Raw genomic sequence first — 12711 nt, 5'->3', positions numbered from 1 at the left:
CATGCCGTTACGGACTATGGAAACCTGGCCCCACGGCGCTGTCATGCTGGATGCGCAACACACCCGGTTTGCGCTGTGGGCACCCGATGCATTTTATGTGAGTGTCGAGTTGGACGAGGGGCCGTCGCTGCCCATGCTGCCCCAGGCCAATGGCTGGTTTGTCCTCAAGACCCCCTGCCCGGCCGGAACCCGCTACCGCTTTAACATCGATGGTGAACACGACGTTCCCGACCCCGCCTCCCGCGCCCAGGAGGCGGGGCCGGAGTCGGCCAGCATCGTGGTCGACCCGCTCGCCTACCGCTGGCAACACTCGTCCTGGCAGGGCCGGCCCTGGCATGAGGCGGTGATCTACGAGCTACACGTCGGCCTGCTCGGCGGGTTCGCCGCAGTCCAGCAGCAGTTGCCGCACCTGGTGGACCTGGGCATCACGGCAATCGAGTTGATGCCTCTGGCGCAGTTTCCCGGCGAGCGCAACTGGGGTTATGACGGCGTGCTGCCCTACGCCCCGCAATCGTCCTATGGCTCGCCCGAAGCGCTCAAGCAGTTGATCGACTGCGCCCACGGCCTGGGCCTGGCGGTGATCATAGACGTGGTCTACAACCATTTCGGGCCAGACGGCAATTACCTGCACCATTACGCCAAGAGCTTCTTTCGCGAAGACCGGCACACGCCGTGGGGCGCGGCCATTGATTTCCGGCGCCGCGAAGTGCGTGATTTCTTTATCGACAACGCCTTGATGTGGTTACTCGAGTACCGCTTCGATGGCCTACGCCTGGACGCCGTGCACGCCATCGACGACCCGGACTTTCTCCAGGATCTGGCAAACCGGGTCCATCAGCAGATCGATCCGGCAAGGCATGTGTGGCTCACCGTGGAAAACGAGCACAACCAGGCCAGCTTGCTGGAGCAGCGGTTCGACGCCCAGTGGAACGACGACGGGCACAATGCCCTGCATGTCCTGCTGACCGGGGAAACCGATGCCTACTACGCCGACTTCGCCCACAACCCCACCGAGCAACTGGCCCGCTGCCTGAGCCAGGGGTTTGTCTACCAGGGCCACACCAACCGCCATGGCCAGACCCGTGGAGAGCCTAGCGGTCACCTGCCCCCCAGCGCGTTTGTGCTGTTCCTGCAGAACCATGACCAGATCGGCAATCGCGCCTTTGGCGAACGCCTGCACCAGTTGTGCCCGCCCCAAGCCCTGCACGCTGCCACGGTGCTGTTGTTATTGTCGCCGATGATTCCCCTGCTGTTCATGGGCGACGAAGTGGCCGCCGATCAACCCTTCCTGTTTTTTACCAGCCATCACGGCGACCTCGCGCAACTGGTGCGCGAAGGCCGGCGCAATGAGTTCGCCTGCTTCAAAGCCTTTGCCGACCCCCACAGTCGCGAGCGCATACCCGACCCCAATGCCCCACAGACCTTCGAAGACTCGCGGCCCAACCTCACCCCCGGGGACTACGGCATACGCCACAGCACCCAGGCCCTGTACCGGCAGTTGCTGCTGATTCGCCACCGCGAAATCATCCCACGCCTGCCCGGCGCCCACGCCCTGGGTGTTTCGGTGCTCGGCGAAGGGGCGATCAGCGCGCGTTGGCAACTGGGGGACGGCAGCATGCTGCACTTTGAGTTGAACCTCAGCGCCAACGCTGTTGCCCATATACCGCAAGCCCAGGCCCAACTGCTGTTCGAGTACCCGCCACAGGCGTGCACCCGATTACAGCAAGGCACCCTGGCTCCCTATTGCGCGCTGGTCAGCCTGACGGCAGCGGCATCCATGCTACCCCCCGCAGGAGAGCGCCAATGAGCGATGCGCAACTGGAAATTCTCGCCAGCCGGGCCGGCCTGGCCGTGGATTGGATCGACGCCAATGGGCGTGCGCAAAAAGTTGCCCCGGCAGTCCTGCGCGCGGTCCTCAACGGCCTCGGCCACCCGGCCGGCAGCGCCCAGGAAATCGACGCCAGCCTGTTGCAGGTGCAGCAGAGCCAGGCGCGCAGCCAGTTGCCACCGCTGTTGACCGTGGATGTCGGTGCCGGGCTTGACCTGGCGCGCTACTTCGAACCGCACACGCCCTGCGAGATTCATCTGGAAGACGGCGCCATCCTCAATCTGAAACTCGACGACGAGGCGCGATTGCCGGGGCTGATCCCGGTGGGTTACCAGGAAGTCAGCATCGCCGGTCGCTACTTCACCCTGGCCGTGGCGCCCCTGCACTGCCACAGCGTCGCCTCGGCCGTGGACAGCGACACTCCGCGCGCCTGGGGCCTGAGCGTGCAGCTGTACGCCTTGCGCCGCCCGGGCGACGGCGGTTTTGGTGACACCCTGGCCCTTGAAGAGCTGGCCCGGGTTGCCGGTGAACGCGGCGCCGAAGCACTGGCGATCAGCCCGATGCACGCAATGTTCAGCTGCGACACCCAGCGTTTCAGTCCCTACTCACCGTCCAGCCGGCTGTTCCTCAATAGCCTGTACGCCGCTCCCGGCGAGATCCTTGGCGAACGCGCACTGCGCATGGCCATCGACGCCACGGAGTTGGCCGACGAACTCGCCCAGCTGGAAAACCAGCCCTTGGTGGACTGGCCCGCTGCTGCCCAGGCCAAACAGAAACTCTACCAGGCCCTGTATGAAGGGTTTACCCGCGGCGATCACCCGTTGCACGCCGACTTCAGCAGCTTTCGCCACAGCGGTGGCGAAGCCCTGGAAAACCACTGCCGTTTCGAAGCCCTGCAAGAAGCCTGCGCTGCCCGTGGCGAAAGCCTGGACTGGCGCCACTGGCCCGAGCCCTGGCGCAATCCGCGCAGCCCGGAGCTGGCCGCGTTTGCCGAGCAGCATGCCGCACGCATCGGTTTCTACGCCTTTTGCCAATGGCTGATCGCCCGCTGCCTGCAGCGTGCGCAAAACGTCGCTCGCAGTAGCGGCATGGGCATCGGCCTGATTGCTGACCTGGCGGTCGGAGCGGACGGCGGGGGCAGCCAGGCCTGGAGTCGCCAGGACGAACTGCTGGCTTCGCTCACCGTCGGCGCGCCCCCAGACATTCTCAATCGCGCCGGCCAGGGCTGGGGCATCTCCGCGTTTTCACCCGAAGGCCTGGTGCGCAACGGTTTTCGCGCCTTCATCGAAATGCTCCGGGCCAACTTTGCCCACGCCGGCGGTTTGCGCATCGACCACGTGATGGGCCTGCAACGGCTGTGGGTCATCCCCCTCGGCGCGCCGCCCTGTGACGGCGCCTACTTGTATTACCCGGTAGACGACCTGTTGCGCCTGCTGACGCTGGAGTCGCACCGGCACCAGGCGATCGTCCTCGGCGAAGACCTCGGCACCGTGCCCGATGGCCTGCGCGACAAACTCATCGCCCGCTCGATTCTGGGCATGCGCGTATTGCTGTTCGAACAGGATCACAGCACACGCTTTCGGCCGATTCTCGACTGGCCCGATAACGCGCTGGCCACCACCAGCACCCACGACCTGCCCACGCTCAACGGCTGGTGGCACGGCCGTGATATCGAATGGAACGCTCGCCTGGGGCTTGTGACCAGCGACGACGAAAGCCATTGGCGCGCCCACCGCCAGCGCGAGCGTGACAGCCTGCGCAGCGCCCTGAGCCAGGACCCGCAGAACTTTCGCGAAGAGCAGCACGAGACCGATCAGGTGCTCGATGCCAGCGTGCGTTTTCTCGGGCATACCCGGGCGCCACTGGTGTTGCTGCCGCTGGAAGATGCCCTGGGCCTAGACGAACAGGCCAATCTGCCGGGCACCGTCGACACCCACCCAAACTGGCGCCGGCGCTTGCCTGGCGAGAGCAGACAACTGCTGGACGATGCCGACGCCGCGCGACGCCTGGAAATGCTCGCCTGCGCACGCCTGCAAGCCAGCGAGCGTGATCGATGAGCAGTCTGCGGGCCACCGTCAGGCTGCAGTTTCATCAAGGTTTCACCCTGGATGATGCGGTGCCGCTGGTGCCCTATTTCGCTCGCCTTGGCATCAGTCACCTGTATGCCTCGCCGCTGCTCAGTGCCCGCAGCGGTTCGATGCACGGCTATGATGTGGTCGACCCCACCCAGGTCAACCCGCAACTGGGTGGTGAGGCGGCACTACGGCGCCTGGTCAAGGCCCTGCGCGCCCACGACATGGGCCTGATTCTCGACGTCGTGTCCAATCACATGGCCGTCGGTGGCGCCGATAATCCCTGGTGGCTGGATCTGCTGGAGTGGGGGCGACTCAGCCCCTATGGCGAATTCTTCGATATCCAGTGGCACTCGCCCGACCCGCTGCTCGAAGGCCAGCTGCTCCTGCCATTCCTGGGCTGCGACTATGGCAGCGCCTTGCAGGACGGCAGCCTGGCGCTGCGTTTTGACTCGGCGCGGGGGCGGTTTTATGCCGAGCACTACGAGCACCATTTCCCGATCTGTCCCAGTGACTATGCAGCATTGCTGATGCCGGACGAGCCTCTGGACGCCGATCAGCGCGCCGCACTGAAAACCCTCGCCGAGGGTTTTACTCGCCTGCATTACCAGACCGCCGCCCATACGCTCGCCGGCCCCTTGCAACAGGCCTTGGCGCAGTTGGCCAGGGAGCCCGCGCTGGCCCGTTGCATCGAACACAACCTGGCCCTGCATGACGCTCGCCAGCCCGAGGGTTTCACCCGCCTGCACAACCTGCTGGAGCGCCAGAGTTATCGCCTGGCCAGTTGGCGCACGGCGGCGGACGACATCAATTGGCGGCGCTTCTTCGACGTCAATGAACTGGGCGGCCTGCGGGTCGAACGCCCGGCCGTGTTCGAAGCCACCCACGGCAAGATCTTCGAGTTGCTTGCCGCAGGCCTGGTGGACGGCTTGCGCATCGACCACATCGACGGACTCGCCGACCCGCGGGGCTACTGCCGCAAACTGCGGCGCAGGGTCGACGCCCTGGTCCCGTCTCGGCACATCCCGATCTACGTGGAAAAAATCCTCGGTCCCGGGGAAACCCTGCGTCGCGACTGGCGGGTCGATGGCACCACCGGCTATGAATTCATGAACCAACTGTCGTTGCTGCAGCACGACCCGCAAGGTGCGTTGGCCCTGGGCGAGCTGTGGGTACGCCATAGCGAACGTCCGTCGGCCTTCATCGAAGAAGCGCGCCTGTCCCGCCAGCAGATTCTCAACGGCTCGCTGGCCGGCGATTTTGAGAGTGTCGCCCAGGCCCTGTTGCAAGTGGCCCGCGATGATGTGATGAGCCGCGACCTGACCCTCGGCGCGATCCGCAGGGCACTGCAGGAACTGATCGTGCATTTCCCGGTTTACCGCACCTACATCAGCCCGCGCGGACGCTCCGTCGAGGACCAGGTTTTTTTCCAGCAAGCCATGGACGGTGCCCGCCAGACCCTGGGCGAAGCCGACTGGCCGGTGCTCGACAGCATCGCCCTGTGGCTGGGCGGCCAGCCTTGGCGCGAGCGTCCGGTGGGGCGCCAACGCAAGATCCTCAAGCACGCCTGTGTGCGGTTCCAGCAACTGACGTCACCGGCGGCGGCCAAGGCCGTAGAAGACACCGCGCTGTATCGTTCGGGCGTGCTGTTGTCACGTAACGATGTCGGTTTTGATACCGAGCGCTTCAGTGCGCCCTTGGACGATTTCCATGCCGCCTGCATCCAGCGTCTTGCGACCTTCCCGGACAATCTGCTGGCCAGCGCCACCCACGACCACAAGCGCGGTGAAGACAGCCGAGCGCGGTTGGCCGTGCTCAGCGAGCGCAGCACCTGGTATGCGCAACAAGTCGACACCTGGCGCACCGAGGCCACGAGTCTACGGGACGACAGCCAGGCGCCGGCAGCCGGTGACGAACTGATCCTCTACCAGGCGCTGCTCGGCAGTTGGCCGCTGGGCTTGCGTTGCGACGACCTGCCGGCCCTGACTGATTACCGCGGGCGCCTGTGGCAGTGGCAACAAAAAGCCCTGCGCGAAGCCAAGCTGCACAGCAGTTGGAGTGCCGCCAACGACGCTTACGAGCAGAGCGCCCGCACGTTTACCGAGCGCCTGCTGCTCGCCCCCGAGGGCCTGGCGTTGCGCAGCCGTATCGCCGACGCCGTAGCGGTGATCGCCTGCGGCGGTGCCCTCAACGGATTGGCGCAAACCTTGCTGCGCATGACAGTGCCGGGGATTCCAGACCTGTACCAGGGCAATGAGTTCTGGGATTTCAGCCTGGTGGACCCGGACAACCGGCGGCCGGTGGATTTCCAGGCACGGATCCAGGCACTGGAGCGCCAGCAGAATCCGTCCCGGTTACTCGACACCTGGCAGGACGGGCGCATCAAGCAGGCCTTGATCACCCGCACCCTGGCAGTGCGCGCCGCGCATGCCGAACTGTTCCGCGCCGGGCGCTACCTGCCCTTGACGGTGCAAGGCAGCCAAGCGCAGCGCGTGCTGGCGTTTGCCCGCGAGCACCAGGGCCAGTGGGCGATCGTGCTGGTGCCGGTGCGGGTTGCCGCGCTGCTGGAAAGCAGTGCCACCCCGCTGGTGCCTGCCCTGCAGTGGGGCGATACCCGAGTCACCCTACCGTTCACCCCTCGCGAGGGAAAACTGAAGGGACTTTTTTCCACAGTGGAAGTCACACACCACACAGAGCTGCTGATCAGCGCCGCGCTGGGGGACTTCCCGGTCAATCTGTTTATCCAGACTTGAGTTCAACTCAGGAGCATTGCGATGAGTACCGATGACAGACGCGTTCGTGAATTTGCCTATCAGATCTGGGAGTCCGAGGGTAAACCCGAAGGACAGGAAGCCCGCCATTGGGAGATGGCCCGCAAGCTGGCGGAAGCCGAAGCCCTGGCCCCGGCCAAGCCGGTAAAGGCGACAAAAGCCAAGGCCGCACCCGCGACGAAGGCCAAGGCTGGTGCCGCCCAGGTCGTCACCCCTCCAGGGGAAAAAAGCGCCACCACGAAAAAGCCCCGCGCCCCACGCAAACCGGCCAGTTGACCCACAACCGCCCCGCGGCCCGTGCCAACTGCCGACCTGTGCAAACGACCCGTAGCAGCTGCTACGACGTCCACGTCGACAACCTCAGGCCGATGCCGGTAATGCGCTACAGGAGTTTTTATGACCACGCCCGATAACACCGCAACACAAGCCCAAGGCGCGCAAGCCTCGCGGATCCGTGAAGGCCTGCCCTTCCCGCTGGGTGCGACCTGGGATGGTCTGGGGGTCAACTTCGCGATCTTCTCGGCAAACGCGGCCAAGGTCGAGCTGTGCATTTTCGACGATGCCGGGGAAGTCGAACTGGAACGCATCGAACTGCCCGAGTACACCGACGAGATCTTTCACGGTTACCTGCCCGATGCCCATCCGGGGCTGATCTATGGCTATCGCGTGTATGGCCCGTACGACCCGCAGAACGGTCATCGCTTCAACCATCACAAACTGTTGATCGACCCCTACGCCAAGCAACTGGTCGGCGAGCTGAAATGGTCCGAAGCGCTGTTTGGCTACACCATCGGCCACCCGGACGCCGACCTCAGTTTCGACGAACGCGACAGTGCACCATTCGTGCCCAAGTGCAAGGTGATCGACCCGGCGCACACCTGGGGCCACGACCACCGGGTCAGTGTGCCCTGGGACAAAACGATCATTTATGAGACTCACGTGCGCGGCATCAGCATGCGCCACCCAGCGGTTCCGGAGGCGGTGCGCGGCACCTTCGCCGGACTGATGGTCGATGACCTGCTGGACCATATCCGCAAGCTCGGGGTGTCGTCGGTGGAACTGCTGCCGATCCATGCCTTCGTCAACGACCAGCACCTGCTGCATAAAGGCATGACCAACTACTGGGGCTATAACAGCATTGCCTTTTTTGCTCCCGACCCACGCTACCTGGCCAGCGGCAAGATCGCCGAGTTCAAGGAGATGGTCGCGCACCTGCACGAAGCCAATCTGGAGGTGATTCTCGACGTGGTCTACAACCACACCGCAGAAGGTAACGAACAGGGACCGACCCTGTCCATGCGCGGCATCGACAACGCCTCCTACTACCGCCTGATGCCGGACGACAAACGTTTCTACATCAACGATTCAGGGACCGGCAACACCCTCGACCTGAGCCACCCTTGCGTGCTGCAGATGGTCACCGACTCCCTGCGCTACTGGGCCACGGAGATGCACGTCGACGGTTTCCGCTTCGACCTGGCAACCATCCTCGGCCGTTACCACGATGGTTTCGACGAGCGCCACAGCTTCCTCGTGGCCTGCCGCCAGGACCCGGTGCTGCGCCAGGTCAAGCTGATCGCCGAACCCTGGGACTGCGGCCCCGGGGGTTACCAGGTCGGTGGCTTCCCACCAGGCTGGGTGGAATGGAACGATCGTTTTCGCGACACCGTCCGTGCGTTCTGGAAAGGTGACGACGGCCAATTGGCCGACTTCGCCGGACGCATGACCGCCTCCGGCGAAATGTTCAACCAGCGCGGGCGCCGGCCGTACGCCTCGGTGAACTTCATCACCGCCCACGACGGTTTCACCCTTAACGACCTGGTGTCCTACAACGACAAACACAACGAGGCCAACGACGAAGACAACCAGGACGGCAGCAACAACAACCTGTCATGGAACCATGGCGTCGAAGGCCCGAGCGACGATCCCGAGATCAACGAGCTGCGCCAACGGCAGATGCGCAATTTCTTCGCCACCCTGTTGTTGGCCCAGGGCACACCGATGCTGGTGGCCGGCGACGAATTCGCCCGGACCCAGCACGGCAACAACAACGCCTACTGCCAGGACAGCGAGATCGGCTGGATCAACTGGGACCTGAGTGAAGACGGCAAGGCCTTGCTCAAGTTCGTCAAGCGCCTGATCAAACTGCGCCTGGCCTACCCAATCCTGCGCCGCGGGCGATTCCTGGTGGGCAGCTACAACGAAGATATCGGGGTCAAGGACGTCACCTGGCTGGCCCCGGATGGCAGCGAGATGAGCACCGAACAGTGGGAAGACGGGCATGGCCGCTGCCTGGGCATGTTGCTCGACGGTCGCGCCCAGGAAACCGGAATCCGCCGCAAGGGCGCCGATGCGACCTTGCTGCTGGTGGTCAACGCGCACCATGACATCGTCAATTTCTGCCTGCCGGCGGTGCCGGACGGTGGCTTCTGGACCTGCATGATCGACACCAACGAACCCTCGATCCGCGGCCAGGAGCGCTTCGAATTCGAGCACCAGTATTCAGTCACCGGCCGCTCGCTGCTGCTGTTCGAATTGCAGCATCAAGATGAGGACTGAGCGGGTCCCCCAGGCCAATCACAAAAAACGTCTGGGGGACCGCCCGACGCAGGCGAAACCCGGAACCATGGGCAATACTTTGCCCGCTGCCCTTGAGTATCTACCACACGGTGCCCCGCGAACTTCGGCGGCCCAGGACACTCAACCTGTCGGTCAGGCGTCTGGAGACGACCGACAGCTCACCCGTACAAGGACGTATCAATATGAAAAGTACCTCGATCCTCGACGGCCACCTGCCCGCGCAAATCTGGAACGGCGCCCGCCAACTGGACAACCTGCCGGTCATCAACACTCAGTCGATCATCCCGGCCGGCGCCCGAGCCGTGGTGATCGCACCCCACCCTGGCGATGAAGTGGTGACCTGCGGCGGCCTGCTGCAATTGTTCGCCAGCCTGGGGCATCCCCTGCAACTGATCTCCGTCACCGACGGCAGCGCCAGCTACCCGGGTTCGCAACTGTGGCCAGAGAGACGCCTGAGCGTGTTTCGCCCCCAGGAAAGTGTCGATGCCCTGCGCAGGCTTGGGCTGCCCATGCATAGCCTGAAGTGGATTCGTGGCGGTTTCGCCGACACGGCACTGGCCGAGCGCGAGACGCAGTTGGCACATTTCATTGCCCGCTACCTGCGCCCTGAGGATGTGCTGTTCAGCACCTGGCGCGAAGACGGCGACGTCGACCATGACACCGTCGGGCGCGCCAGTGCCAAGGCCGCCCAGATGGTCGGTGCCCGCCTGTGCGAACTGCCTTTCTGGGCCTGGCATTGGCCGGTGCGCGACCAAGGGCAGATCCCCTGGCACCGCGCACACAAGGTGCGTCTGGACAGCTGGACGATCGCGCGCAAGCGCCATGCCATCCACGCCTATGCCAGCCAACTGGATGGCGACCCGCAAATGGGCATCGCACCGCTGTTGCCCAAGGTGGTCCTGGAGCGTTTGCGCCAACCCTATGAGATTGTTTTTGTGTAAGGCCGCCCCGCGCAGATGTCGACGATCGGCGGCGAAACACTGAACTGCCGGCTGCAACATCAGTCGCATGGATAACCCGTCGCGACTTTCCAGGAGTGCATGTGAACCCCGACCCAGAACGTCAACCCGGCTCCGTCCCCCCGCAGGACGCACCCCAGGCCGTACATCGGCTCAGGGTGCTGACCGTCAACACCCACAAAGGTTTTACCGCCCTCAACCGGCGTTTCATCCTGCCCGAGTTGCGCGAGGCCGTGCGCAGTACATCGGCCGACCTGGTGTTTCTCCAGGAGGTATTGGGCGAGCATGATCGCCACGCCTCGCGCCACAGTAACTGGCCGTCGATGTCACAGTACGAGTTCCTCGCCGACAGCATGTGGAGCGACTTCGCCTACGGGCGCAATGCGGTGTACCCTGACGGCCACCACGGCAACGCGCTGCTGTCCAAGTACCCGATCCGCCACCACCGCAATCTGGACGTATCGATCACCGGCCCCGAACGCCGGGGTTTGCTGCACTGCGTGCTGGATGTACCGGGCCATGCCGAGGTCCACGCTATCTGCGTGCACCTGAGCCTGCTGGAAAGCCATCGTCAACTGCAACTGGCGCTGCTCTGCCAGTTGATCGAGTCGCTGCCCGAAGACGCTCCGGTGATCATCGCCGGCGACTTCAATGACTGGCAGTTGCAGGGCAACCTGACCCTCGCTCGGCGCGATGACTTGCATGAGGCCTTCGAACGCCATCACGGCCGCCCGGCCAAAACCTATCCGGCACGTTTCCCACTGTTGCGCCTGGACCGCGTATACCTGCGCAACGCCAGCAGCCACGCCCCAAGAATCCTCGGCAACAAACCCTGGAGCCATCTTTCCGACCACTTGCCGCTAGCGGTCGAGGTGCATCTGTGATCCGGCGAAAAGCGTAACGCAGAGCCGTCCCCGGATGATTTTCCAGTGAAACAACAGCTTAGAGACTCGTCAATTTTCAGTCAGTTGCGACGCCTAAATTAGCCATACCGCTCATCGTTCAATTTCTTGACGCAGGGCTCTGGGTCTTCTTAGCTAATCCTTACTACCCCCGGAAGTAACTCCTGGGGCAGGCCGCAAGCTCCCGTTCCAGCGGGCCGCCAAGGCTTGCCCCAACGAAATCGGTCGCCCCTCATTCGGGGTAGGAGAGACGCCAAGACCAGATATGGCATGCGTATGCAGCAAGGTAGACCTCCATGAACACCTCCCTTATCCAGCACGAGATAACCGTTACCCTGTACACCCTGTCGACTTCGCTGCTGCTGTGTACGTCCATGGAGGTTGTGGCATCGTCTGCCGAAGAGGAGGCGATCCCCTGGTTTCGCCAGGACGTACCGACCTTCGCCTTCCCTGCCCCGTCCATCCCTCAGCCCGGCCAGTTCATGCGCCAGCCCGGGCTCGACAACCATCTGTTGAGCATCGAACAGGCCGCCCCTTCGGCATGGCAACAGGTCTACGGCCACGCCGCCACCCAGGCCGAGCAGGATGTCCTCAACTCACAGTTCTCCACGATAGGTACGGCGCTAGCCAAGGGGCCGGCACTGGTGACCGTGCACGGCAATGGCGGCAGTACCCAACGGGTGGGCCTGCTGGGAGGGAGCAACCAGATCCAGGGGAACAGCAATGGCATGCTGGTCGGTCCGGCCCTGGGCAACCTCGGCACCGACAGCCTGAACGTCCAGGGCGACAGTCTCGGTGCGTACTGGAGCTTGACCGGTGCCAACGGCTGGCACGTCGACTTGAGTGCCAGTGGCGGCCGGGTCAGCGGTTTCAGCCGTAACGCCCAGGGCGAACGCCAAGCCACCGAAGGCAGCGCGGTGACCCTGTCGGTGGAAGGGGGCTTTCCCATCGGCATCAGCAAGAACTGGGTGATCGAACCCCAGGCGCAGTTGATCAACCAGCGCATCTCCCTGGACACGCCCTACGCCAACGGCAACGCCCAAGCCAATGAACTGAACAGCTGGAGTGGCCGTGTCGGGGCGCGCTTGAAAGGGAGCTACGACATCAATGGCCTGCCGGTCGAACCCTATGTACGCACTAACCTGTGGCACCGGATCAACACCAGCGACACGGTGACCCTGGACCAGGTCGACAAGATCAGCAGCAGCCGCTACTCCTCCACCGTCGAACTGGGCCTGGGCCTCGTCGCCAGGGTCAGCCCCAGCGTCAGCCTCTACGTCAGTGCCGACTACAGCAGCGACGTCGACGACAACGACCTCAACGGCCTGATCGGCAGCCTTGGCGTGCGGATGCGTTGGTGAGTTGCCCGCGATAGCGGTGGGTCCGCAGCCATCCAGGTTGGATGTGCCGGCCCCATCGCGGCATAGGTATCTACACAACTGTGGTGCGACGTTGCACCTGTGGGCCTCTGGGGTGTTGGATTAGACCGAGTACATATCCATTCTTGCGGTAACGGCCTCCTATGGTTCCGCCTGACGGCGGCTCACTTTTGAACAGCGCAAAAGTAAGCAAAACGCTCTTTCCCCACCACTCGGTGCC

The 12711-nt window shown here is 63.8% G+C and carries 8 protein-coding genes; all 8 read left to right on the top strand.

All coding sequences use genetic code 11. The features are described 5' to 3' along the window. The first annotated feature begins 1 nt into the window (after position 1). The 8 genes from treZ (at position 2) to ACIOVD_RS17840 (ending at position 12473) form a co-directional block, all read left to right on the top strand. Entirely contained in the window at positions 2 to 1807 is a 1806-nt protein-coding gene (treZ, locus tag ACIOVD_RS17875) for a malto-oligosyltrehalose trehalohydrolase (RefSeq protein ID WP_401129369.1), read from the top strand. After that, on the top strand, positions 1804 to 3885 hold the full coding sequence (malQ, locus tag ACIOVD_RS17870; protein ID WP_095170498.1) for a 4-alpha-glucanotransferase: 2082 nt from the start codon (positions 1804 to 1806) through the stop codon (positions 3883 to 3885). Before treZ ends, malQ begins: the two co-directional genes overlap by 4 nt. Next, positions 3882 to 6653: a malto-oligosyltrehalose synthase gene (locus ACIOVD_RS17865; RefSeq protein WP_401129367.1), complete on the top strand. Its 2772-nt coding sequence runs from the start codon at positions 3882 to 3884 to the stop codon at positions 6651 to 6653. The genes malQ and ACIOVD_RS17865 overlap by 4 nt, the downstream gene beginning before the upstream one ends. 21 nt (positions 6654 to 6674) lie before the next feature. After that, a complete protein-coding gene (locus ACIOVD_RS17860) occupies positions 6675 to 6947 on the top strand; it encodes a DUF2934 domain-containing protein (RefSeq protein ID WP_401129365.1) in 273 nt (90 codons plus the stop codon). 120 nt (positions 6948 to 7067) lie between these two features. Further along, the gene (glgX, locus tag ACIOVD_RS17855) at positions 7068 to 9230 is read left to right on the top strand and encodes a glycogen debranching protein GlgX (RefSeq protein WP_320332283.1); all 2163 of its coding nucleotides are present in this window, start codon (positions 7068 to 7070) and stop codon (positions 9228 to 9230) included. A 203-nt stretch (positions 9231 to 9433) separates the two neighbouring features. Further along, complete coding sequence (locus tag ACIOVD_RS17850; protein ID WP_401129363.1) at positions 9434 to 10192, top strand: PIG-L deacetylase family protein; 759 nt, start codon at positions 9434 to 9436, stop codon at positions 10190 to 10192. 101 nt (positions 10193 to 10293) lie between these two features. Beyond that, positions 10294 to 11094 (top strand): endonuclease/exonuclease/phosphatase family protein, encoded by an 801-nt coding sequence (locus tag ACIOVD_RS17845; protein WP_095170507.1) that lies wholly within the window; start codon positions 10294 to 10296, stop codon positions 11092 to 11094. 314 nt (positions 11095 to 11408) lie between these two features. Beyond that, positions 11409 to 12473 carry an autotransporter domain-containing protein gene (locus ACIOVD_RS17840; RefSeq protein WP_401129361.1) on the top strand — a complete coding sequence of 355 codons (1065 nt, stop codon included), beginning with the start codon at positions 11409 to 11411 and terminating at the stop codon, positions 12471 to 12473. Positions 12474 to 12711 lie beyond the last annotated feature (238 nt).

The sequence above is a fragment of the Pseudomonas sp. NPDC087626 genome, assembly GCF_044743405.1.
Classification (GTDB): Bacteria; Pseudomonadota; Gammaproteobacteria; order Pseudomonadales; family Pseudomonadaceae; genus Aquipseudomonas.
This window is presented reverse-complemented; position numbering and strand designations above follow the sequence as displayed.